The following is a 21,818-nucleotide window of genomic DNA, read 5'->3' as shown; positions in this document are numbered from 1 at the left end:
TCTCGCTGAGCGGAAGTGGAGGCTTTCGATGCCGCCGGTTTGGTCCGGAAAGTGGAACATGCGCGGCAGGATGCTGCGGTGAGCGAAGCCGCTGGTGCCGTGCAGCGTGCCTTCGGCCTGCTGCGGCTGATCGGCGAGAGCGGCCCGGGCGGGCTGCGCCTCACCGCGCTGTCGGAAGCCGCCGGCCTGCCGCGGCCCAGCGTCCACCGCATGCTGCGCAGCCTGGTCGAGGAAGGCGTTGTCGGCCACGACCCGCGCAGCAAGCGCTACACGCTGGGGCTCGACCTTTTCGTGCTCGCCGCGCGCGCCGGCACGCCCCATGGGCTGCGTGAGATCGCCCGGCCGGTGCTGCTGCGGCTGACGGCCTCGCTGGGCGAGACGCTCTTCTTGCTGGTGCACAACGGCTACGATGCCGTCTGCATCGACCGCAGCGCCGGGCCGCTGCCGATCCGCTCCTTCACCGGCGATATCGGCGGGCGGGTGCCGCTGGGACTCGGACAGGGCGCCAGCGCCATCCTCGCATTTCTTCCTGATGCCGAACAGGAAGAGATCATCCGCCACAACCTGCCGCGGCTGCGGCAATATGCCGGGCAGGACGAGGCCGCCTTGCGCGCCGAGCTGCTGCAGATCCGTGCCGACGGCCATGCCGGCGGCGCGACCGGGTTGATCCCGGGCATGGCCGGGCTCGGCGTTCCGCTGCTGGACCGGCAGGGGCGGGCGATGGCGGCGCTCAGCGTCGGCACCACCGCCGACCGCCTGACCGCCGAGCGCCGCGCCGTCATCGCCGCGCTGCTGCGGCGCGAGGCGGCGGCCATCGCGGCGCAGGTCAGCCCCTTCGACCCGGTGCTGCGCCGCGCCGCCGCGGCGATGGAGTTCGGCTAGCGTGTGATCGTCTGCGGCGCGCTTCGCCGCAGACGTGAATCATCCGGTCAGACTAGACCGCCATTGCCATGCCGTCGCGCTGCGGGTCGGCGCCGCCGGTGATGACGCCGTCCTTCACCAGCAGCCCATGCGCCGCACCAAAGGCATAGCTCTGGTAGGAACGCGCGACCGGATAGCCCATCGCCTCCAGCGCCGCGGTGACGCCATGCGGGATGCGGTTGCTGACATCGATGGTGTCGCTCAGCGCCACGATGCGCGGCGCCGCCACGGCGTCGCTCATGCTCATGCCGAAATCGACGACGTTCATCAGCGCCTGGGCGATGGCCGGCACGATATAGGTGCCGCCGGGCGCGCCCAGCACCAGGCTGGGCCGGTCGCCCTCGAACAGCATGGTCGGCGCCATGGCGCTGGCGCGGCTCTTGCCCGGCGCGATCGAGGCGGCACGCCCCGGCCGTGGGTCGAAGCCGCTCATGCAGCCATTGTACATGAAGCCCATGCCCGGGGTGATGACGCCCGAGGGAATGCCCAGCGTGTGCGTCAGCGACACCGCATTGCCGTCCTTGTCGATGACGCAGACGACGGTGGTGTCGGGCGGGTCCTTCGGCTCCTCCGCGCGCATGACATGCGCCTTCTCGCCGGAGCGGATGCGCGCGGCCAGCGCCGCCGCGTAATCGGCCGAGAGCAGCCGGTCCAGCGGCACGTCGACGAAGTCCGGGTCGCCCATATGCGCGTCGCGGTCGACGGTCATCCACTTCATGGCCTCGGCCAGGATGCGCAGATGCTCGGGCCCGTTATGCGGCAGGCCGGCCAGGTCGAAATGCTCCAGGATCTGCAGCAGCTCCAGCAGCGAGCCGCCGCCCGCCGGCGGCGGGTTGCTGGCGATGCGATGCCCCCGGTAGCGGCCCCAGACCGGCGCCTTCTCCTTCACGCGGTACTGGGCAAAATCCTCGGCACGCAGCAGGCTGCCGCCGCGCTCCAGGTCGGCCACCATCTGGAGCGCCAGCTCGCCGCGATAGAAGCTGTCGGCGCCGCCCGCGGCCAGCCGCTCCAGCGTGCGCGCCATCTCGGGGTTGCGCAGGACCTCGCCCGACTTCTTCATCGTGCCGTCGGGGCGGAAATAGACCTGCCGCCCGGTCTCGCTGAAGCGAAGCTTGTCCTCGACATTGACCTGGCCGTCGCCGCCATGGTCCATCGCCCAGTAGTAGTGCATGTAGGGCCGCACCATGACGCCGCGATGCGCCTGGTCGATGGCCGGCCGCATCACCTCGGCCAGCGGCAGCGTGCCGAAGCGCGACAGCGCCTCGCAATAGCCGGCGACATTGCCTGGCGCGCCGATGGCGCCGTAGCCGCAGTCGTTGCTCTGGTCGTCCAGCAGGAAGACGAAGCCGTCGCGCGACTGCCCGATGAACTTCTTCTCCCACATGTCGGGCGTGGCGGCCAAAGGCGCGCGGGCGAAGAACTCCAGCACCGTGTGCACGCCCTGCTGCGGCAGGCAGATCTGCATGGCGCCGAAGCCGGCGATGCCGCACATCTGCGGATCGACCACGCCCTGGCTGAAAGCGCAAGCGATGGCGGCATCCACCGCATTGCCGCCCCGCCGCAACACTTCGACCCCCGCTTCCGCCGCCTCCGGCTGCGCTGCGACCACCATGCCGTTCATCGGGATCTCCTGTCTTCCGTTCGCCGCATTCAGGAAGAGGAGGAGAGAGAAGGCAAGGGCAGGCCAGGGGAATGAATTCCCCTGGACCCCATCTTTCTTCTGTCAGTGCTGCCGCGCGGCCTTGGCGATGCGGGACGCTGCACCGCAGCGGGGCGCGACTCTCACGGTTGCGCCATTTCCATAGGACGCGTCCCGCCGTGATGCCCTGATGTCGGTGCCGGCAAGGCGCAGGTCCGGCAACGGCCGGTGATAGAAGAAGATGATGGGGGGTCCGGGGGGAAGAATACATTCTTCCCCCTGGTCTTAGAAAAACTCCGGAAACGCGCCCCTGATCCGCTCCACCTCCGCGAAGGTGCCCGACAGGTGCTGCTGCAGATGCGCCGCCGCGGCTTCCGGCTCGCCGCCCAGGATCGCCTCGGCCAGCGCCTCGTGCTGACGCATCACCGCTTCCGCCTTGCCCGGGCTCGGCAGGTGCAAGCGGCGCAGGCGGTCCAGATGGCCGCTGCGGCTGCGCACCAGCTCGCGCAGGCGGGGCACGCGGGCGGCGGCGTAGAGCGCCGCGTGGAAGGCCTCGTCGGCGGCGCTGAAGCCGGGCGCATCGCCGGCGGCCAGGCGGGCGCGCATGCGGGCCAGCTCGTCCAGCAGGCCGGCCTCGAAGCTGGCGTCACGCGGGGCGGCGGCCAGGCGGCGGACGATCTCCAGCTCCAGCGCCAGGCGCAGGAAGCTGGCCTCGCGCGCGCTGGCCAGGTCGATGCGGGCGACGCGGGTGGCGGATTGCGGGACGACCTCGACCAGGCCTTCCGCCTGCAGCCGGATGATCGCCTCGCGCACCGGGGTCTGGCTGACGCCGAAACGGGCGGCGAGCGCCGCGCGGGACAGGGCGGCGCCCGGCGGCAGGGCCAGCGAGATCACCGCCTCGCGCAGGGACTCGTAGGCGAATTCGGCGGCAGAGGGGCGGCGGCCGAAGCTCGGCAGGGCGTCCTCCGGCCGGCCGGCGGCGGCGCGGTCGCGCTCCAGGACAGAGGGGGCTTCGGCATCTGGCATTGTCTTCCAACCGCTTAGCAAAGCCCGGCGCCGCCGGAAAGCTGCCGCTTGACGGGAAAAATCTAATATATCAGTTTTGTCGCCAGGCGGACCCTGCGCCGTCAACGTCCAGGCAAACAAGGGCCCCCCAGGGGCCACCATCGAGGAAGCCATCGCATGCTCCACCTCTCCCGTCGTGGCGCCGCGGCGCTGCTCGCCGGCTCCGGCCTCGCTGCCCTGCTGCCCAGGGGCGCGGCCGCCCAGGCCAACTATCCGAACCAGCCGATCCGGCTGATCGTGCCGTTTTCCGCCGGCACCTCCGACACCATCGCCCGCCTGGTCGGGCAGGGCATGAGCAAGGCTCTCGGCCAGCCGGTGGTGGTCGAGAACCGCGCCGGCGCCGGCGGCAACATCGGCAGCGAGGCCTGCGCCCGCGCGACGCCGGACGGCTACACCTTCTGCCTGGGCACCATCAGCAGCCACGCCATCAACCCGTCGATCTATCCGGTGCTGCCCTACAACGTGCAGAAGGACTTCGCGCCGATCACCCAGCTGGCGGCGCAGCCCAATGCCCTGGCCGTGACCAGCAGCTTCCCGGCCAAGAGCATCCCGGAGCTGATCGCCTATCTGAAGGCCAAGCCCGGCGAGACCTCCTTCGCCACCTCCGGCGTCGGCACCTCGGTGCACCTGGCCGGCTCGCTCTTCGCCCAGATGACCGGCACCCAGATCGAGCACATCCCCTATCGCGGCAGCGGCCAGGTGACCACCGCGCTGCTGACCGGCGAGGTGCCGATGGCCTTCGACAACCTCTCCTCGGTGCTGCCCTTCCACAAGGAGGGCAAGCTGCGCATCCTCGGCGTCACCTCGAAGGAGCGCAACGCCGCCGCCCCCGAGATCCCCGCCATCGCCGACAGCGTGCCCGGCTTCGAGAGCCTGTCCTGGCACGGCTTCTTCGCCCCCGCCGCGGTGCCGCCGGCGATCATCGCCCGGCTGCACCAGGAAGCGGTGGCGGCGCTGAAGGCCCCGCAGGTCGCCAGCCGGCTGAGCGAGCTCGGCATCACCGCCGTCGGCAGCACCCCGGATGACTTCCGCAGCTTCGTCGCCGCCGAGACCCAGCGCTGGGGCGAGGTCGCCCGCAAGGCCCAGATCCGCATCGAATAGTTTTGTCGGTTGCGCCGCCCTCGTTGGGGCGGCGCGGCCGAGCGAGGGGGGAGGTTGTACGACCTCTGACGAGTGGGCAGACTGGCGCCGCCAGCAAGGGACGAGACGAGATGACCATCACCGGCGAGATGCTGATCGGCGCCACGGCGCTCCGCGGGAACGACCGCCCCATCCATGCCGTCGAGGCGGCGACCGGCCAGAAGCTGGAGCCCGGCTTCGGCGGCGGCTCGGCGGCCGATGTCGAGCGCGCCTGCGCGCTCGCCTGGGCCGCCTTCGACACCTATCGCGAGACCAGCCTCGAGACCCGCGCGGCCTTCCTCGAGGCCTGCGCCGAGGCGATCCTCGCCATCGGCGACGAGCTGGTCGAGCGCGCCTGCGCCGAGAGCGGCCTGCCGCGCGGCCGCATCGAGGGCGAGCGGGGCCGCACCGTCGGCCAGCTGCGCCTCTTCGCCGCGACTTTGCGCGAGGGCTCCTTCCTCGAGGCCCGCATCGACCCGGCCCTGCCGCAGCGCCAGCCGCTGCCGCGCGCCGACCTGCGGCTGCGGCAGATCCCGCTGGGTCCGGTCGCGGTCTTCGGGGCGTCCAACTTCCCGCTGGCTTTCTCCGTGGCAGGTGGCGACACGGCCGCCGCCCTGGCCGCCGGCTGCCCGGTGATCGTCAAGGCGCATTCGGCGCATCCCGGCACCTCGGAGCTGGTCGGCCGCGCGCTGCAGTCCGCCGTCGCCACATGCGGCCTGCCGGAAGGTGTCTTCTCGCTGCTCTTCGGCTCGGGCGCCGTGGTGGGGCAGGGGCTGGTCGCCGATCCGCGCATCAAGGCGGTGGGCTTCACCGGGTCGCGCGCCGGCGGCACCGCGCTGATGAAGACCGCCGCCGAGCGCGCCGAGCCGATCCCCGTCTATGCCGAGATGTCCAGCATCAATCCGGTCTTCCTGCTGCCGGCCGCCCTGGAAGAGAAGGCCGAGGCGCTCGGCAAGGCCTTCGTCGGTTCGCTGACCATGGGGGCGGGGCAGTTCTGCACCAATCCCGGCCTGGTGCTGGCGGTCGAGGGCCCGGCGCTGGACCGCTTCATCGCCGCCGCCTCCGAGGCGGTCGCCGCCGCGGCGCCGCAGGTCATGCTGACGCCGGGCATCCTGCAGGCCTATGAGCGCGGCACCGCCCAGCTCGCCGGCAGCAGCCGGGTGACCAAGCTGGCCGAGGGCCAGGCGGCGAAGGCCTGCACCGGCAGCGCCGCGCTGTTCAGCGCCAGCGCCGCCGATTTCCTGGCCGACCCGCATCTGCAGGAAGAGGTCTTCGGCTCCAGCAGCCTGATCCTGCATTGCCGCGACCTGGCGGAGATGCAGGCGCTGGCCGAGAAGCTGGAAGGCCAGCTGACCGCCACCCTGCATCTGGTGGAGGCCGACACCGAGGCCGCCCGCGCCCTGCTGCCGACGCTGGAGCGCCGCGCCGGCCGCATCCTGGCCAATGGCTGGCCCACCGGCGTCGAGGTCTGCCACGCCATGGTGCATGGCGGGCCGTACCCTGCGACCTCGGATGGCCGCAGCACCTCGGTCGGGACGCTCGCCATCAGCCGTTTCCTGCGCCCGGTCTGCTACCAGGACCTGCCCGCGGCGCTGCTGCCCGAGGCGCTGCGCGACGGCAATCCCCTCGGCCTCTGGCGCCGCCTCGACGGCGCGCTGGGCCGGCACTGAGCCTTTAAGATCCAAGGACCCTGCCCATGTCCTACGTTCCCCCGCCCCGCAAGACCGCGGCCGAGCTGCGTTCCGCCCGCTGGTTCGGCCCGGCCGACCTGCGCTCCTTCGGCCATCGCTCGCGCGCCATGCAGATGGGCTACTCGCCCGAGGAATGGACCGGCAAGCCGGTCATCGCCATCATCAACACCTGGTCCGACCTGAACCCCTGCCACACCCACTTCAAGCAGCGGGTGGAGGATGTGAAGCGCGGCATCCTCATGGCCGGCGGCTTCCCGGTCGAACTGCCGGCGATCTCGGTCTCGGAAAGCTACGTCAAGCCGACGACCATGATGTACCGCAACATGCTGGCGATGGAGACGGAGGAGCTGCTGCGCTCCCACCCCGTCGACGGCGCCGTGCTGATGGGCGGCTGCGACAAGACCACGCCCGGCCTGCTGCTGGGCGCCACCAGCATGAACATCCCGGCCATCTTCGTCCCCGCCGGCCCGATGCTGCGCGGCAACTGGGGCGGCAAGGTGCTGGGCTCCGGCTCGGATTCCTGGAAGTACTGGGATGAGCTGCGCGCCGGCAAGATCACCGAGCAGGACTGGCTGGGCGTCGAGAAGGGCATCGCCCGCAGCCACGGCACCTGCATGACCATGGGCACCGCCAGCACCATGACGGCGATCGCCGAGGCGGTCGGCATGGTGCTGCCCGGCGGCTCCTCGATCCCGGCCGCCGATGCCAACCACATCCGCCTCTGCTCCGAGAGCGGCCGCCGCATCGTCGACATGGTCTGGGAGGACCTGACCCCGGCCCGCATCCAGAGCCATGCCGCCTTCGAGAATGCCATCGCCGTCGCCATGGCGATGGGCTGCTCGACCAATGCGATCATCCACCTGATCGCCATGGCCCGCCGCGCCGGCCAGGATATCGGGTTGAAGGATTTCGAGCGCTACAGCCGCAAGGTTCCCGTCATCGGCAATGTGCGCCCCTCCGGCAGCACCTACCTGATGGAAGATTTTTTCTATGCTGGCGGCATCAAGGGCCTGATGGGCGTGATCCGCGAGCATCTGGACCTGAGCTGCGTGACGGTGACCGGCAAGACGCTGGGCGAGAACATCGCGGACGCCAAGGTCTACAACGACGACGTCATCCGGCCGCTGGACAAGCCGATCTACGGCGAGGGGTCGCTGGCGGTGCTGACCGGCAACCTGGCGCCGAGCGGCTGCGTCATCAAGCCGGCGGCGATGGACCAGAAGTTCCTGAAGCATTCCGGCCCGGCTCTGGTCTTCGACGACTATCCCTCGATGAAGAAGGCGGTGGAGGACGAGAATCTCGACGTCACCGCCGACCATGTCCTGGTGCTGCGCAATGCCGGGCCGCAGGGCGGGCCGGGCATGCCGGAATGGGGCATGCTGCCGATGCCGAAGAAGCTGCTGAAGGAAGGCCATCGCGACATGCTGCGCCTGTCGGATGCGCGCATGTCCGGCACCAGCTACGGCGCCTGCGTCCTGCACGTCTCGCCCGAGAGCTATATCGGCGGGCCGCTGGCGCTGCTGAAGACCGGCGACATCGTCGAGGTCGATGTCGATGCCCGCACCATCAACATGCGCGTCTCGGAGGAGGAGCTCGCCGCCCGCCGCGCCGCCTGGGTGGCGCCGCCGGTCCGCTTCGAGCGCGGCTATGGCTGGGTCTTCACCAAGCACATCCAGCAGGCCGACGAGGGCTGCGACTTCGACTTCCTGCGCACCGATTTCGGCGCGCCGGTGTCCGAGCCCGTCATCTATTGATCCCGCGACGAGACGAGAAGAACCCCATGGCCCTGAGCCCCGAGACCCGCGACAAGCTGAAGCAGGTGAGCACGGCGACGCTCGCGACCGCCCTGTTCAAGCGCGGCCTGCGCAACCAGATGGTGCAGGGCGTCCGCCCGCTGCGCGAGCGCGCCGAGACCATGGTCGGCGAGGCCTTCACCCTGCGCTACATGCCGGCGCGCGAGGATCTGAACACCCTGGCCGCCTTCCGCGATCGCGCCCATCCGCAACGCAAGGCGGTGGAAGACTGCCCGCCCGGCGCCGTGCTGGTGATGGACAGCCGCAAGGACCCGCGCGCCGCCTCGGCCGGCGGCATCCTGGTGACCCGGCTGCAGCAGCGCGGCGTCGCCGGCGTGGTCACCGATGGCGGCTTCCGCGACAGCGCGGAGATCGCCTCGCTGGACATGCCCGCCTATCATGCGCGGCCCTCGGCGCCGACCAACCTGACGCTGCACCAGGCGATCGACATCAACGTGCCGATCGGCTGCGGCGACGCGCCGGTCTTCCCGGGCGACGTGGTGGTGGGCGATGCCGACGGTGTCATCATCATCCCGGCGCATCTGGCCGACGAGATCGCCGAGGAAGCCACCGAGATGACCGCCTTCGAGGACTTCGTCACCGAGAAGGTCCGCGGTGGGCAAAGCATTCTGGGACTTTATCCGCCGACGGATGAGGCCAACCTGGACGTGTTCAAGGAATGGCGGAAGGCGAACAACCGCTGATCCGCTGAGACCACGGCGCCGTGACCACGGCGCCGGGAATCGCAGAGCGATGCCGCGACTCGCGCGGCCCCCCGCTTCCGGCGCCGCCCCGCGCCGGAAGCGGTTTGTTTTCAGAGCCATGGCTGCGGCTTGGCAAACCCCCTCTGATCATCTGGCAAGAATGCTGCGAGGCTCGGCGATCCCCAGGAGGCTTGCCGCATGATCGACCCCGCCCTCGCCGCCCGCATCGCCGCCGCGGTGGACCGGAATTTCGACGCGCAGATCGACACCACGATGCGCTTCTCCGCCATCCCCTCGACCCGCGGCGCCGAGGGGCCGGCGCAGGACATGATGGCCGACCTGCTGCGCGCCCGCGGCTATACCGTCGACGACTGGCAGATCGACATGGAGGACCTGAAGCCGCTGCCCGATTGCGGCGTCATCGAGCATGACTTCTCCAGGGCCCGCACCGTCGTCGGCACGCTGCGCCCGGCGCAGGAGACCGGCCGCTCACTGATCCTGCAGGGCCATTGCGACGTCGTCCCCGCCGGCCCGATCGAGATGTGGGACAGCGCGCCCTTCGCCCCCGTCATCCGCGACGGCTGGATGTATGGCCGCGGCGCCGGCGACATGAAGTCGGGCACCATCGCGGCGCTCTACGCCGTCGACGCGTTGCATGCGGCGGGGCTGAAGCTGAAGGGCCGGCTGCATTTCCAGTCGGTGATCGAGGAGGAGAGCACCGGCGTCGGCGCCCTCTCCACCCTGCAGCGCGGCTATCGCGCCGATTGCGCCCTGCTGCCCGAGCCCAGCGCCGGCACCATCACCGATGTCTGCGTGGGCGTGTTGTGGTTCCGCCTGAAGGTGCGCGGCATCCCCGTGCATGTCGCCTATGCCGGCACCGGGTCCAACGCCATCAAGGCCGCCTATCGCCTGATCAACGGGCTGGAGGGGCTTGAAGCCGAGTGGAACAGGCGTGCGGAATCCGACCCGCACTACGCCGGCATCCCGCGCCCGATCAACTTCAACCCGGGCATCATCCGCGGCGGCGACTGGGCGTCGAGCGTGCCGGCCTGGTGTGACATCGACTGCCGCATCGCCATCCTGCCCGGCTGGGACGTCGCCACCTGCCAGCGCGAGATCGAGGCCTGCGTCCGCGCTGCCGCGCAGAAGGATCCCTTCCTCGCCAACAACCCGCCGGAGCTGGTCTGGTCGGGCTATCTCAGCCATGGCTATGTCCTCGAGAATGCCAAGGCGCCGGTCGACATGCTGCGCGCCGCCCATGCGACCGTCACCGACACGCCGCTGGCGAGCCGCGCCGGCACCGGGCTGAACGATGCGCGCTTCTACACGCGTTTCTACGGCATCCCGGCCTTCTGCTACGGCCCGCGCGCCGAGCAGATCCATGGCTTCAACGAGCGCGTCGAGATCGCCTCGATCCGCGACACGACGCGTGCCATCGCCGCCTTCGTCGCCGGCTGGTGCGGCGTCGAGGAAGCCTGAGGACAGCGCGTCACGGCGGTGGCGCGGCGGGCAGGAATTCGCTCGCCGCCGCCTGGGGCACCGCCACCGCGACGATCACCGGCGCGGCGGGTGCGCGCAGCGGGAGGCCCGCCGCGCTGGCCAGCACCAGCAGGCCGAAGCCGCCCAGCGCCGCGCCGGTCGCCATGTTCGCCAGCCGCAGCCTGCCGGCGTTCAGCCGGCTGCGCAGGCAGCCCACGACACCCGCCAGCAGCGTCCACCACAGGCAGGAGCCCAGCGCCACGCCACCGGCCAGCAGCGGCAGGTCCTGCCAGGGCCGCATCTCCTGGCCGAGGATCGCCGGCGACAGCGCGGCGAAGCTGACCAGCGTCAGCGGGTTCGACAGCGTCCAGGCCAGACCCATGGCATAGGCGCGCCAGGGCTGCGCCGCGCCGCCGCTGGGCGCCAGCTGCGGCCGCGAGCGCAGCGCCTTCCAAGCCAGCCGCAGCAGGAAGAGCGCGCTTCCCAGCTGCAGCACGCGGCCGAGCGGCGTGTCCGCCTGGCTCAGCGCGATCAGCCCGATCGCGGCGATCGCGGCATAGAGCGTGTGCACCGTCGCCGCGCCATAGCCCGCCGCCATGCCGGCGCGCGGCCCGCCGGCCAGGGTGCGCTGGATGCAGAGCAGCGCGGTCGGCCCGATCGGGGCGGCGACCGCGATGCCGAGGGCGGCGCCGCGCAGCAGCTCGCCGCCGGAAGCCTGGAGATCGATCATCGCGCGGCAGCCAGCCAGGCGCGCGCCGCGGCGGGTGGCGCCAGCAGCAGCAGGAAGAGCAGGGCGGCGGTGGGCAGCGGCATGGCGGCATCCTTTCGGCCGTGGCCTGCGCTCCGCCGGATCCCCCCGACCGCAGGTCAGCGGCATTCCTGGCCGCGCCGCGGGGGCGCCACATCATCCATTTGGTTGAAGCAACAATCGACAGAACGTGAGCCGCAGGGGGCGCGAGATTCCTGTCGTCATTTTCATCGATTCCAGTCCTGCACAGCAAACTCGCCGACCGGAGCAGGCGTCGATTTATTCCCGCACAAGCCCGTGATCAGCGTTGCACCACCGAGAGCGAGGCGATCAGCGCCAGCAGCTCCGACTGCCGCGCCGTGCCGGTCTTGCGGAACACCGAGACCAGCTGCGTGCGCAGCGTCGACAGCGCGACCGGCCCCTGCTCAGCGATGCTCTTCAGCGTGTGGCCGCCGACCAGGCCGCGCACCAGCCGGATCTCGGCCGCGGTCAGGTCGAACAGGCTGCTCAGCAGCGCCCCGTCGGGCGCCCGCAGCGGGCCGATGCCGGTGACCACCAGCAGCAGCCGCGCGCCGGTGAACAGGTCGCGCGCCGCGCCGCGCAGCGGCAGCAGATGCACCACGCTGGCCTGGCCCTCGCGGTCGCGCACCGGCAGCGAGCGCGAGGCGACGCCGCCGGCCGCGGTCGCCGCCGCCAGGGTCCGGCGGAACTCGGCATCGGCGGCGCCCTGCAGCGCGATGCGGTCGCGCGCCAGCGCCAGGATGGCCGGGCTCTGCAGGAAGCCGGCATTGGCGGCGACCAGCCGCTCCCCGGGGGCCACCACGGCGGCGGGCAGGCCCAGCGCCTGCAGCGTCTCCACCGCCGCCTGAGCGCGCTCCAGCCCCAGGCGCGACGCCATCAGCCCGGCCCGCGCCAGATGCGGCCGCAGCGTGTCGATGAACCGCCGCATCGCCGGCGGATGCGGCCCCGCCTCGCGCCAGCGCTCCAGGGTGAAGGTGATGAAGTCGCCGGTCGGCATCGGGATCATCATGCCGAGCTGGAAGCCGAGGCCGAGGCGCTTCAGCGTCTGCTCCACCCAGTCATTCTGCAGCTCGCGCTCCGACAGGCAGTCATCCGCCAGCAGGAAGCCGGCCTCGCCGCGGGCGGCCAGCCGCGCGACGCGGAGATTGCTGCGCCAGGCTTCGCCTTCGCTGAACTGCCGCAGCGCCGGCTGCAGCAGCGGGGTGCCGCGATGGCGCGGCGCGGTGTCCGCGCGCAGCAGCAGCAGCGTGGCGCTGGCCGAGGCCGAGCGCTCGCGCAGGCTCTCCAGCGTCGCCTCCCAGCGGTCCGGCAGCAGCGCGGATTCATAGATCCGGTCCACCAGCGCGTCGATCTCGACCATGGCCAGGGCGCCTCTCCCGCCGCGCGGCGGGATCGGCGCGACCGTTGCGGAAGCGCGCTGCTTAGCATGGCGCGCCCAGGCGTCTGCCGAGCGGGCGAACACAAGATCGGCAGACGGAACGTCTTTTGCCACGCTGCAGCAGCGGAGAATCCAAGTCTTGCATTGGTCCGCCGCTGGGCCACTGGCTTCTTTCCAGGCCTTTTCGCCGGGCGCAACGCCGGCGCGGATCAGCCCCAGCCCAGCGTGATGCCGGCCAGCACCAGATAGCGCCCGGCCTTGGCCAGGGTCACCAGCGCCAGGAAGGGCAGCAGCCGCTCGCGCAGCGTTCCCGCCACCAGGGTGAGCGGGTCGCCCACCACCGGCAGCCAGCTGAGCAGCAGCGACCAGCGGCCGAACCTTCGGTACCAGCGCTGGGCGCGGGCCAGCGCGGCCGGGCTCGCCGGGAACCAGCGGCGGTCCTGGAAGCGCGCCACCTGCCGGCCCAGCCACCAGTTCACCACCGAGCCCAGCACATTGCCCAGCGTCGCCACCAGCAGCAGCAGCGCGACCGAGAACCGCTCGGTCAGCAGCAGCCCGACCAGGGCCGCCTCGGACTGCATCGGCAGGATGGTCGCGGCCAGCAGCGCCGCCGCGAACAACCCCGAATAGGCGGCCAGATCCTGCATGGCGCGCACCATAGCGGCGATGGACCGCCGCGCTACCCCCCTCGACCAGGACGCGCCGATCTGCTCAATGGAAGGCCGCAGACTGAGGGACCAGCATGTCGCTTCGCATCGCCATCGGTGGCTTCCAGCACGAGTCGCATTCCTTTGCGCCGCAGCCAACCGTCTTCGCCGATTTCCAGCGCCCGGGCGGCTTCCCGCCGCTGACCCGGGGACCGGCCCTGCCGGCGGCGCTGGACGGCACCCAGACCGCGCTGGCCGGCGCCATGCCGGTGCTGGCGGCGGCCGGCGTCACGCAGCTGCCGCTGCTCTGGTGCCTGGCGATGCCGGCCGGCCCGATCCAGGACAGCGCCTTCGAGCGCATCGCCGCGATGCTGCTGGCCGACATCTCCGACGCGCTGCTCGAGGCGCCGCTGGACGGCGTCTATCTCGACCTGCATGGCGCGGCCCTGGCCGACAGCATCCCCGATGCCGAGGGCGAGCTGCTGACCCGGCTGCGCCGCATCCTGGGTCCCGAGGTGCCGGTCGCCATCAGCCTGGACCCGCATGCCAACCTGACCGCGGCGATGGTCGCGGCCAGCGACGTGGTGGTGCCCTACCGCACCTATCCGCATATCGACAAGCGCGAGACCGGCGCCCGCGCCGCGGAGCTTCTCCTGGCGCGCATCGCCCGCGGCAAGCCGTGGGAGAAAGCCTTCCGGCAGCTGGACTATTGGATGGGCCTCAGCGCGCAATGCACCATGGCCGAGCCGATGCAGGGCATCATGGCCGCCCGCGCCGCCATCGCCGCGAAGCATGGCGTGGCCGAGCTCGGCTTCTGCTTCGGCTTCCCCTATGCCGACTTTGCCGATTGTGGCGTCGCTATCTCCTGCCATGCGGAGAGCCAGGCGCAGGCCGATGCCGCGACCGCCGAGCTGGCCGCCCTGCTCGATGCCTCCGAAAAGAAATTCACGCCGGACGCCATGCCGGTGAAGCAAGCGGTGACGCTGGCGCTGCAATCGGCCATGGGCGCGCGGCGGCCGGTGATCATCGCCGACACCCAGGACAATCCCGGCGGCGGCGGCCATGCCGACACCACCGGGCTGCTGGCCGAGCTGGTGGCGCAGGGCGCGCGCGGCGCCGTGCTCTGCCTGATCAACGACGCGGACTCCGCCGCAGCCGCCCATGCGGCGGGGCAGGGGGCGGAGCTCGACCTGGCGCTGGGCGGCAAGTCGGACGGCGTGCCGTTCCGCGGCCGGGCGCGGGTGCTGGCGCTGGGCGACGGCGACTTCGTGCTGACCGGCCCGATGGGGCAGGGCAACCGGGCGCGGCTCGGCCCCTGCGCGCTGCTGGAATTCGCCCCGGGCATCCGCGTCATGGTCGCCAGCCGCAAGACCCAGGCCTATGACCAGGCGATCCTGCGGCACCTGGGCGTGGACCCTGCCGGCTGCACCATCGTGGCGCTGAAATCCTCGGTGCATTTCCGCGCCGACTACACGCCGATCGCCGAGCGCATCATCGTCGCTGCCGCGCCGGGCCCGGTCATCGCCGATCCCTCGACGCTGCCCTTCCGCCACCTGCGCCCCGGCCTCCGGCTGCGCGCCGGCGACCCGTCCAGCACCACCGGAGGCGCGGCATGAGCAGCGAGGCCGGCCGCTTCGCCCTCGGCGATTTTTTGACGGTGTCCGGCGAGACCATCGCCTCGGCGGAACTTGGCTGGAAGCGCCATGGCACGCTGAACGCGGCGCGCGACAATCTGGTGCTCTATCCGACCAGCTACGGCGCGCAGCATCCGGAGCTGGAATGGCTGATCGGGCCTGACGGCGTGCTGGACCCGACGCGCTTCTGCATCGTGCAGATCGACATGTTCGGCAACGGCCTGTCCTCCAGCCCGTCCAACACGCCGGACTATCCGTCGCTGGTCACCGCCTGGGACAATGTCCATGCCCAGCGCCGGCTGCTGCAAGACGTCTTCGGCGTCGAGAAGCTGCACGCGGTCTATGGCTGGTCGATGGGCGCGCAGCAGGCCTATCACTGGGCCGCCTGCTTCCCCGAGGCCGTGGGCGCGGCGGTGATCAACTGCGGCAGCGCCCGCACCGCGGTCCACAACCAGGTCTTTCTCCGCTCCCTGCTGGCGGTGCTGGAAGCGGCGCCCGAGCATACCGGCAATGGCCGCTTCGCGGCGCCCCCCACCGCGGCGCTGCGCGCCTTCGGCCGCATCTATGCCGGCTGGGCCCTCAGCCAGGATTTCTACCGCGCCGGGCTGCATCTCTCGACCTCGGGCGCGCCGGATCTGGAGACCTTCCTGACCGGCTGGGAGGAACGCTACCTGGCGCGCGATGCCGCCAACCTGCATGCCCAGCTGCGCTGCTGGGACGCCGGCGACATCAGCGCCAACCCGCTCTATCAGGGCGACCTGGAACGGGCGCTGCGCGCCATCAAGGCCCGCATGCTGCTGATGCCGGGGGCGACCGACCTCTATTTCCGCACCGCCGACAACGAGGCCGAGCTGCCCTTCCTGCGGCACGGGCAGCTCAGCCCCATCCCCAGCATCTGGGGACACCGCGCCGGCAACCCGATCGGCAATCCGCAGGACATCGCCTTCATCCGGGCGGCGGTGAACGACTGGCTTGCCTGAGAGCAAGCAAGGCCAGGGGAAGGAATTCCCCTGGACCCCTTCTTTTCCCTATCCCACGAGATCCACGACGAGATAGGTCACGGCGGCGATCAGGGCCGCGGCCGGCAAGGTCACCACCCAGGCGATCACGATATTTCCGGCGACGCCCCAGCGCACCGCCGACGCCCGCCGCGCGGCGCCGACGCCCACGATGGCGCCGGTGATGGTGTGCGTGGTCGAGACCGGCACGCCCAGGCCCGTCGCCACGAACAGCGTGATCGCGCCGCCCGTCTCGGCGCAGAAACCCTGCATCGGCGTCAGCCGGGTGATCCTCGACCCCATGGTGTGCACGATGCGCCAGCCGCCCATCAGCGTCCCCAGCCCCATCGCCGTGTGGCAGGACAGCACCACCCAGAGCGGCACATGGAACTCGCCGCCTGTCAGCCCCTGGGAATAGAGCAGCACGGCGATGATCCCCATGGTCTTCTGCGCGTCGTTGCCGCCATGCCCCAGCGAATAGAGCGAGGCCGAGACGAACTGCAGCAGCCGGAAGCTGCTGTCGACCACGAAGGGCGTCTGCCGCACGAAGACCCAGGAGACGATCAGCACCAGCAGCAGCGACAGCAGCAGCCCGACCAGCGGCGACAGCACGATCGCCGCCAGCGTCTTGCCGAGGCCCGACCAGACGATCACCCCGAACCCCGCCTTCACCGTGCCGGCGCCCAGGATCCCCCCCACCAGCGCATGCGAGCTCGAGGAAGGGATGCCGAAGCCCCAGGTGATCAGGTTCCAGGCGATCGCCCCCATCAGCGCCGCGAAGATCACCGCCGGATCGATGATCCCGGCCTCGACGATCCCCGTCCCGATGGTGCCCGCCACATGCAGGCCGAAGAACAGGAAGGCGATGAAGTTGAAGAATGCGGCCCACATCACCGCATATTGCGGCCGCAGCACCCGGGTGGAGACGATGGTGGCGATGGCATTCGCCGCGTCATGCAGGCCGTTCAGGAAATCGAACAGCAGCGCCACGCCGATCAGCCCGATCAGCAGCGGCAGGGCCAGGGTCGCATCCATGCCTGTCACACGTGCTCGACGACGATGGTCTCGATCTCGTTCGCCGCATCGTCGAAGCGGTCGACCGTCTTCTCCAGCAGGTCGAGCACCTCGCGCGCCGCGATGAAGCGCAGCACCTGGTCGGGCGCGGCGTTGCGGAACAGCGCGGTGACGCCAGCGTCGTGGATGTCGTCGGCCTCGCCCTCGACGGCGCGGATCGCCTCGCAGACCACGCCGATCTGACCGGCATTGGCGCTGATCCGCGCCAGCAGCGGCACCGCCTCGCGCAGCAGCCGGGCGGCGCGCAGCACCTGGTCGCCCATCCGGCGGTAGTCCTCGTCGAACTCGGCCATCTCGAAGAAGACCACGGCCTTGGCGGTCTTCTTCATCTGGTCGACCGTGTCGTCCATCCGCCCGATCAGCGCCTGGATGTCGCCGCGGTCGAAGGGGGTGACGAAGGTGCGCCGCACCGCCTGCACCACCTCCCGCGTCACCGCGTCCGCCTCGTCCTCGGCCGCCAGCACCGCGGGGAAATGCTGCTGCACCGCGGTGCCGCCCTCCAGCATGCCGCGCAGCGCCTCCGCCCCGCGCACGACGCAATCCGCATGGCGGGCGAAGAGGTCGAAGAAGCGTTCCTCGCGCGGCATCAGCCGGCGAAACAGGGACAGCATGCGCGAACACTCCCGGCGCTGGTCATCAGACTGTCATGGACAGTTCATGGCGGCGCAATAAACCACGCGTAATGCAATCGAGGGTTGTCCTGCGACTGCCCTTCACTGGGGGCGTCCATAGCACTATTATGTCAGTTCCATGACAGATTCCGCCAAGAGGGCTACGGCCAAGACCATAGGGGGCCGCCAATACGCCGCCCTGCCGTTGCGCCGGCAGGGCTCCGAGCTGCAGGTGATGCTGCTGACCAGCCGGCGCACGCGCCGCTGGGTGCTGCCCAAGGGCTGGGCCGAGCCGGGCCTCTGCCCGCATGAGCTCGCCGCCAAGGAAGCCTATGAGGAAGCCGGGCTGCAGGGCCGCATGGAGCCCCTGGCCGTCGGCGAATACCATTACGACAAGGAGCTGCGCGACGGCCGCTTCGTGCCCTGCACGGTCGGCGTCTTCCCGCTCTGGGTCGAGCGCCAGCTGGACGACTGGCCCGAGCGCGCCGAGCGCGAGACCGGCTGGTTCAGCCTGGCCGCGGCCGCCAAGCTGGTGATCGAGCCCGAGCTGTCCGTCCTGCTGCGCGACTATCGGGTCTAGCCGGCGATCCGCTGCCAGGCCGCGGCCAGCCTGCCGCGCCAGGCGGCTTCCCCGGTCGCCTGTCGCAGCCGCCGCTCCAGGTCGCGGCGGTGGCGATCGCGCGGCATCGCGGGCTCGGTGCCGGCGGTCCGGAACACGGCGAAGACGTCGTTGCCGAAGACCGGCCGGGCCTGCCGCGTCAGCGCGCGCAGGAAGTCGCCCTGGCGCGGGTGCAGCCCACCCTTGTGCAGCACCGCCCAGCCTGGCAGCGGCCCGGGGCGCGGCCGTTCCGACAGGGCGCAGCCGCCGAAGTAGGTCCAGAAGGGCAGCGGTGCCAGGACCCGGTCGCGCGGCGCCAGGCGCGGCTCGAGGAAGTCGATCACCTGCCGCCAGGCGGCATCGAGCGGCGGGCGCGGCGGCGGCTCGGCCCCGTCGGGCGGCGGCAGGCCGAGGCCGGCGGCGGCTTTCCACAGCGCCACGCGCTCCTCCACCGTGGCGCGCGGGGCGGGGGCGAAGCGCTGCAGCGCGGCTTGCGCCTCGGCCTCGGCGCCGGTCTCCAGCAAGGCGAGCAGCCGCGCCAGCTGCAGCGGCGCCGGGCGGCGCGCGCCGTGCTGCACCCGCTCCAGCCGCGGCAGCAGCGCGGCGGCCCGGCCGCGCGGCAGCCCGTCCTGGGTCAGCGCCAGCCAGTAATGCGGGCAGCGGGCGCGGTCCTGCCGGCGCCAGCGCCGCGCCGCCCCGGCCGTCAGCGTGCCATCGAGGGCGGCCTGCAGCAGGCGCTCGACCAGGCCGGTGGATTTGGCGAAGCGCACCGGCTCATGCCCGGTGAAGGGAGTGGCGACGGCCGCCACCCGGCCGGTCGCCGCCAGCAGCGCGGCATGGCCGGCATCGTCGGGCAGCGCCGGGTCGTGGAAGGCCAGCGCCAGCCCGCCGATGTCGGAGGCCGTCACCGCCATGCCGTCATGCAGCCGCGGCTGGTAGAAGCAGGCCGGACGCCGTGCATCGAAGCCGCCGACCAGGCCCGGCTCGACCGAGGCCTGCGGGGCAAATGCCAGGACGACGTCGGCGCCGAGCGCGCCGCTGTACTTCAGCGCCGCATAGGCCCCCATGCTGAAGCCATAGAGCACCACCCGGTCATGCGCCGCCAGGATCGGGCGCAGCTTCGGCAGCAGCGCCGCCATGTCGCCCTGCGGATACCAGCCGGCCCCGGCATCGGCGAGGCCGAGCAGGCCGGCCTCGAACCGGCCGAGGAATTCCAGCCCCCAGACCGCCTGGGTCTCCTGCCGCGGCGCCAGCGAGACCAGCAGCCGGCGCTGGCCCGCCGGCGCCGGGGGGCCGGGGCGGAAGAAGGCGGCCAGGCGGCCAGCCTCGGCCACCGGCCGCAGCGCCGGCATGGCAGGGGCAGGACGGCGCAGCGTGGCCGGCATTGCTTCTCCGGGAAGACAGGGGGGCGGCCCTGCTTACCCTTACAGAGAATGAAGATCCGGTAACAAGACCGACAGGTTGGCCTGGCCAGGCTCTCGCCAGGACGCCGCGGGCGGGGCAGGCTGCGCGCCGACCGCAAGAAGGCTCCGCACCGATGACCGACAGCTATTTCTACGAGCCCGCCAAGGGCCACGGCCTGCCGCACGACCCCTTCAACGCCATCATCGGCCCGCGCCCGATCGGCTGGATCTCTTCCAAAGGCACCGACGGGTCGCTCAATCTCGCGCCCTACAGCTTCTTCAACGCCTTCTGCTACAGCCCGCCGATCATCGGCTTCTCCACGACGCATGCGCCGAAGGACAGCCTGCGCAACGCGCGGGAGACGCGGGAATTCGCCTGGAACCTGGTGACCCGCGACCTGGCCGAGGCGATGAACCTCACCTGCGCCCCGCTGCCCTATGGCCAGGACGAATTTGCCCATGCCGGCCTGACGCCGGTGGCGTCGCGCATCATCGCGGCCCCGCGCGTCGCCGAAAGCCCGGTCAGCTTCGAATGCAAGGTCTGCGACGTCATCGACCTGAAGGGGCATGACGGCCGCCCGGCGCTGGGCTGGCTGGTGCTGGCCGAGGTCGTCGCCGTGCACATCGCCAGCCACCTGCTGAAGGACGGCATCTACGACACCTTCAACTCCGGCGTCGTCATGCGCGCCGGTGGCCCGACCGCCTATGCCGCCATCGGGCCCGACAACCGCTTCGACATGGTGCGGCCGACGAAGTAGCGTTCAGGACGGCGGGGCGGGCCTTGGCCAGATGCCGGCATTCAGCCCGGCGAAGACCTTGGCGAGTTCCGCCGCCGCTTCCTGCAGCACCGGCAGCAGGCGGGTGGCGGCGCCGTCGCGGTCGATCGCCTCGCGCAGATACATCAGGTTGACCGCGGCGCGCGCCTGGCCGCCGACCATCACCGGCACGCCGATCGAGCTGGCCAGGCCATTGTACTCCCGCAGCGCATAGGCCTCGTCCATCACCGCGAAGCCGTCTTCCCGGATCTTTGCGAACAGCGCCTCGGCGCGCTCCGGATGGCGGGCTGCGTCGTTCCAGGGTTCTGGCGAGCGGGCGGCGAGGGCCAGCGCCTGCGCCCTGTGCCCCGGCTCGCTGAAGGCCAGGAAGGAAAGCCCCAGCGACGTCGCCAGGATCGGCGCCCGATAGCCCTGGCGCCGTTCGAAAAGAAAACGGCCCTCGCCGCGGCTGGTATGCGCCACCACCATGGCGTCGCCGTCGAAGACCGCGACATCCGACGGCCAGCCGACCTGGCGCCGCAGCGCCGACATGATCGGCGAGGCGGCCTCGCCCACCTCCCGGTGCAGGACGTAGCCGGCGCCGAGCTCCAGCGTGCGGCCGGTCGGGCGATACACCGCCTGCTGCCCGTCGCGGGTGACGAAGCCGGCATGCATCAGCGTCTCCAGCATCCGCACCACGGAGGGCTGGTTCAGCCCGGTCTGGCGATGGATATCCTTCACCGTCGCGACCGGCAGGCGGTTGACCGCCCGCAGCACCTCCAGCCCGCGCAGCAGCGCGGTGACCGGCTCGTAGGAGGCCATGCAGCTCTTCTCCCTGGCGCGGCGCGGAATGGGGCTTCCCGAGGCGCCGCGCCCCATGCCATAGTTCCTCTGAAATAGAATTTCAACGAATGAAACGACCGAGGGAGAGAAGGCCGCATGGCCCAGGCGGAAGGCGATGCCGCGCAGCCGATGGCGTTGGCCGGGCTGAAGGTGCTGGACCTGTCGCGCGTGCTGGCGGCGCCCTGGGCCTCGCAGATCCTGGGCGACCTGGGCGCCGAGGTGCTGAAGGTCGAGCAGCCCGGCCGGGGCGACGACACCCGCCGCTGGGGCCCGCCCTTCGTGGCGGATTCCTTGCCGTCGCCCGACGCCGCCTACTTCTTCTGTGCCAACCGCAACAAGCGGTCGCTGGCCATCGACTTTTCCCAAGCTGAAGGCGCGTCGCTGGTGCGGCAACTGGCGCTGCAGGCCGATGTCGTGGTGGAGAATTTCCGCGTCGGCGCCCTGGCCCGCTTCGGGCTGGATGCCGAAAGCCTGCGCGCCGCCAATCCGCGACTGATCTACTGCTCGGTCACCGGCTTCGGCCAGACCGGCCCCTATGCCCGGCGCGGCGGCTATGACTTCCTGGTCCAGGGCATGTCCGGGCTGATGAGCATCACCGGCCGCCCCGAAGGCACGGCCGGCGCCGGGCCGATGAAGGTCGGCCTGCCGGTCAGCGACCTGTTCACCGGGCTCTATGCCGCGGTCTCCATCCTGGCGG

The 21,818-nt window shown here is 71.2% G+C and carries 20 protein-coding genes; 11 read left to right on the top strand and 9 right to left on the bottom strand.

The genetic code is table 11. From position 1 onward, the window contains the following. The first annotated feature begins 78 nt into the window (after positions 1-78). A complete protein-coding gene (locus BKE38_RS10525; RefSeq protein WP_242662311.1) occupies positions 79-882 on the top strand; it encodes an IclR family transcriptional regulator in 804 nt (267 codons plus the stop codon). Between the two features lie 52 nt (positions 883-934). Here BKE38_RS10525 and ggt read toward each other — a convergent pair whose 3' ends face one another. Together ggt and BKE38_RS10515 are read right to left on the bottom strand one after the other, a co-directional pair. Further along, positions 935-2,542 carry a gamma-glutamyltransferase gene (ggt, locus tag BKE38_RS10520; protein ID WP_076957271.1) on the bottom strand — a complete coding sequence of 536 codons (1,608 nt, stop codon included), beginning with the start codon at positions 2,540-2,542 and terminating at the stop codon, positions 935-937. 303 nt (positions 2,543-2,845) lie between these two features. Continuing rightward, a complete protein-coding gene (locus BKE38_RS10515) occupies positions 2,846-3,586 on the bottom strand; it encodes a GntR family transcriptional regulator (RefSeq protein WP_076957270.1) in 741 nt (246 codons plus the stop codon). Between the two features lie 156 nt (positions 3,587-3,742). Here BKE38_RS10515 and BKE38_RS10510 point away from each other — a divergent pair, with 156 nt between their 5' ends. The 5 genes from BKE38_RS10510 to BKE38_RS10490 all read left to right on the top strand — a co-directional run bounded on the left by BKE38_RS10510 (position 3,743) and on the right by BKE38_RS10490 (position 10,411). Then, positions 3,743-4,726: a Bug family tripartite tricarboxylate transporter substrate binding protein gene (locus tag BKE38_RS10510; protein WP_076957269.1), complete on the top strand. Its 984-nt coding sequence runs from the start codon at positions 3,743-3,745 to the stop codon at positions 4,724-4,726. A gap of 110 nt (positions 4,727-4,836) precedes the next feature. Beyond that, positions 4,837-6,414 (top strand): aldehyde dehydrogenase (NADP(+)), encoded by a 1,578-nt coding sequence (locus BKE38_RS10505; RefSeq protein ID WP_076957268.1) that lies wholly within the window; start codon positions 4,837-4,839, stop codon positions 6,412-6,414. A gap of 26 nt (positions 6,415-6,440) precedes the next feature. Then, positions 6,441-8,189 carry an L-arabinonate dehydratase gene (gene araD, locus BKE38_RS10500; RefSeq protein ID WP_076957267.1) on the top strand — a complete coding sequence of 583 codons (1,749 nt, stop codon included), beginning with the start codon at positions 6,441-6,443 and terminating at the stop codon, positions 8,187-8,189. Positions 8,190-8,215: 26 nt separating this feature from the next. Then, on the top strand, positions 8,216-8,932 hold the full coding sequence (locus BKE38_RS10495) for a ribonuclease activity regulator RraA (RefSeq protein ID WP_076957266.1): 717 nt from the start codon (positions 8,216-8,218) through the stop codon (positions 8,930-8,932). Positions 8,933-9,130: 198 nt separating this feature from the next. After that, complete coding sequence (locus BKE38_RS10490; protein WP_076957265.1) at positions 9,131-10,411, top strand: ArgE/DapE family deacylase; 1,281 nt, start codon at positions 9,131-9,133, stop codon at positions 10,409-10,411. 10 nt (positions 10,412-10,421) lie between these two features. On the opposite strand, the gene BKE38_RS10485 is transcribed toward BKE38_RS10490, so the two are convergent. The 3 genes from BKE38_RS10485 to BKE38_RS10475 all read right to left on the bottom strand — a co-directional run bounded on the left by BKE38_RS10485 (position 10,422) and on the right by BKE38_RS10475 (position 13,205). Then, positions 10,422-11,141 carry a LysE family translocator gene (locus BKE38_RS10485; RefSeq protein WP_076957264.1) on the bottom strand — a complete coding sequence of 240 codons (720 nt, stop codon included), beginning with the start codon at positions 11,139-11,141 and terminating at the stop codon, positions 10,422-10,424. A 319-nt stretch (positions 11,142-11,460) separates the two neighbouring features. After that, positions 11,461-12,540 (bottom strand): helix-turn-helix transcriptional regulator, encoded by a 1,080-nt coding sequence (locus tag BKE38_RS10480; RefSeq protein ID WP_076957263.1) that lies wholly within the window; start codon positions 12,538-12,540, stop codon positions 11,461-11,463. A gap of 227 nt (positions 12,541-12,767) precedes the next feature. Beyond that, positions 12,768-13,205, bottom strand: coding sequence for a YqaA family protein (locus tag BKE38_RS10475; RefSeq protein WP_076957282.1), 438 nt, complete (start codon positions 13,203-13,205; stop codon positions 12,768-12,770). A gap of 95 nt (positions 13,206-13,300) precedes the next feature. On the opposite strand from BKE38_RS10475, the gene BKE38_RS10470 reads away from it, so the two are divergent. Both BKE38_RS10470 and BKE38_RS10465 read left to right on the top strand, forming a co-directional pair. Beyond that, positions 13,301-14,821 (top strand): M81 family metallopeptidase, encoded by a 1,521-nt coding sequence (locus BKE38_RS10470; protein ID WP_076957262.1) that lies wholly within the window; start codon positions 13,301-13,303, stop codon positions 14,819-14,821. Continuing rightward, a complete protein-coding gene (locus BKE38_RS10465) occupies positions 14,818-15,819 on the top strand; it encodes an alpha/beta fold hydrolase (RefSeq protein WP_076957261.1) in 1,002 nt (333 codons plus the stop codon). The genes BKE38_RS10470 and BKE38_RS10465 overlap by 4 nt, the downstream gene beginning before the upstream one ends. A gap of 48 nt (positions 15,820-15,867) precedes the next feature. Here the strand turns inward: BKE38_RS10465 and BKE38_RS10460 are convergent, their stop codons facing one another. Both BKE38_RS10460 and BKE38_RS10455 read right to left on the bottom strand, forming a co-directional pair. Beyond that, positions 15,868-16,872: an inorganic phosphate transporter gene (locus tag BKE38_RS10460; RefSeq protein ID WP_076957260.1), complete on the bottom strand. Its 1,005-nt coding sequence runs from the start codon at positions 16,870-16,872 to the stop codon at positions 15,868-15,870. Positions 16,873-16,877: 5 nt separating this feature from the next. Then, on the bottom strand, positions 16,878-17,522 hold the full coding sequence (locus BKE38_RS10455; RefSeq protein WP_076957259.1) for a DUF47 domain-containing protein: 645 nt from the start codon (positions 17,520-17,522) through the stop codon (positions 16,878-16,880). A gap of 205 nt (positions 17,523-17,727) precedes the next feature. Between BKE38_RS10455 and BKE38_RS10450 the strand changes: the two genes are divergently transcribed. Then, positions 17,728-18,102, top strand: coding sequence for an NUDIX hydrolase (locus BKE38_RS10450; RefSeq protein ID WP_242662310.1), 375 nt, complete (start codon positions 17,728-17,730; stop codon positions 18,100-18,102). On the opposite strand, the gene BKE38_RS10445 is transcribed toward BKE38_RS10450, so the two are convergent. Next, positions 18,099-19,505, bottom strand: coding sequence for a hypothetical protein (locus BKE38_RS10445; protein WP_076957257.1), 1,407 nt, complete (start codon positions 19,503-19,505; stop codon positions 18,099-18,101). The two genes, BKE38_RS10450 and BKE38_RS10445, sit on opposite strands and share 4 nt — an antisense overlap. A gap of 152 nt (positions 19,506-19,657) precedes the next feature. On the opposite strand from BKE38_RS10445, the gene BKE38_RS10440 reads away from it, so the two are divergent. After that, positions 19,658-20,281, top strand: a complete 624-nt coding sequence (locus tag BKE38_RS10440) for a flavin reductase family protein (RefSeq protein ID WP_076957256.1) — start codon at positions 19,658-19,660, stop codon at positions 20,279-20,281. 3 nt (positions 20,282-20,284) lie between these two features. Here BKE38_RS10440 and BKE38_RS10435 read toward each other — a convergent pair whose 3' ends face one another. Then, positions 20,285-21,100, bottom strand: coding sequence for a helix-turn-helix domain-containing protein (locus BKE38_RS10435; RefSeq protein ID WP_076957281.1), 816 nt, complete (start codon positions 21,098-21,100; stop codon positions 20,285-20,287). 117 nt (positions 21,101-21,217) lie between these two features. On the opposite strand from BKE38_RS10435, the gene BKE38_RS10430 reads away from it, so the two are divergent. Next, a partial coding sequence (locus BKE38_RS10430; protein WP_242662309.1) for a CaiB/BaiF CoA transferase family protein occupies positions 21,218-21,818 on the top strand: 601 nt, incomplete at its 3' end.

Origin of the sequence: Teichococcus deserti, from assembly GCF_001982615.1 — a bacterium.
GTDB classification, from domain to species: Bacteria; Pseudomonadota; Alphaproteobacteria; order Acetobacterales; family Acetobacteraceae; genus Pseudoroseomonas; species Pseudoroseomonas deserti.
This window is presented reverse-complemented; position numbering and strand designations above follow the sequence as displayed.

Excerpts from the sequence above, each read along its gene's own strand:
- BKE38_RS10490 (WP_076957265.1), top strand. The coding sequence starts at position 9,131 with ATGATCGACCCCGCCCTCGCCGCCCGCATCGCCGCCGCGGTGGACCGG.
- BKE38_RS10475 (WP_076957282.1), bottom strand. The coding sequence starts at position 13,205 with ATGCAGGATCTGGCCGCCTATTCGGGGTTGTTCGCGGCGGCGCTGCTG.
- araD (WP_076957267.1), top strand. The coding sequence starts at position 6,441 with ATGTCCTACGTTCCCCCGCCCCGCAAGACCGCGGCCGAGCTGCGTTCC.
- BKE38_RS10465 (WP_076957261.1), top strand. The coding sequence starts at position 14,818 with ATGAGCAGCGAGGCCGGCCGCTTCGCCCTCGGCGATTTTTTGACGGTG.
- BKE38_RS10435 (WP_076957281.1), bottom strand. The coding sequence starts at position 21,100 with ATGGCCTCCTACGAGCCGGTCACCGCGCTGCTGCGCGGGCTGGAGGTG.
- BKE38_RS10460 (WP_076957260.1), bottom strand. The coding sequence starts at position 16,872 with ATGGATGCGACCCTGGCCCTGCCGCTGCTGATCGGGCTGATCGGCGTG.
- BKE38_RS10470 (WP_076957262.1), top strand. The coding sequence starts at position 13,301 with ATGTCGCTTCGCATCGCCATCGGTGGCTTCCAGCACGAGTCGCATTCC.
- BKE38_RS10480 (WP_076957263.1), bottom strand. The coding sequence starts at position 12,540 with ATGGTCGAGATCGACGCGCTGGTGGACCGGATCTATGAATCCGCGCTG.
- BKE38_RS10445 (WP_076957257.1), bottom strand. The coding sequence starts at position 19,505 with ATGCCGGCCACGCTGCGCCGTCCTGCCCCTGCCATGCCGGCGCTGCGG.
- ggt (WP_076957271.1), bottom strand. The coding sequence starts at position 2,542 with ATGAACGGCATGGTGGTCGCAGCGCAGCCGGAGGCGGCGGAAGCGGGG.
- BKE38_RS10485 (WP_076957264.1), bottom strand. The coding sequence starts at position 11,141 with ATGATCGATCTCCAGGCTTCCGGCGGCGAGCTGCTGCGCGGCGCCGCC.
- BKE38_RS10440 (WP_076957256.1), top strand. The coding sequence starts at position 19,658 with ATGACCGACAGCTATTTCTACGAGCCCGCCAAGGGCCACGGCCTGCCG.
- BKE38_RS10505 (WP_076957268.1), top strand. The coding sequence starts at position 4,837 with ATGACCATCACCGGCGAGATGCTGATCGGCGCCACGGCGCTCCGCGGG.
- BKE38_RS10515 (WP_076957270.1), bottom strand. The coding sequence starts at position 3,586 with ATGCCAGATGCCGAAGCCCCCTCTGTCCTGGAGCGCGACCGCGCCGCC.
- BKE38_RS10510 (WP_076957269.1), top strand. The coding sequence starts at position 3,743 with ATGCTCCACCTCTCCCGTCGTGGCGCCGCGGCGCTGCTCGCCGGCTCC.
- BKE38_RS10455 (WP_076957259.1), bottom strand. The coding sequence starts at position 17,522 with ATGCTGTCCCTGTTTCGCCGGCTGATGCCGCGCGAGGAACGCTTCTTC.
- BKE38_RS10495 (WP_076957266.1), top strand. The coding sequence starts at position 8,216 with ATGGCCCTGAGCCCCGAGACCCGCGACAAGCTGAAGCAGGTGAGCACG.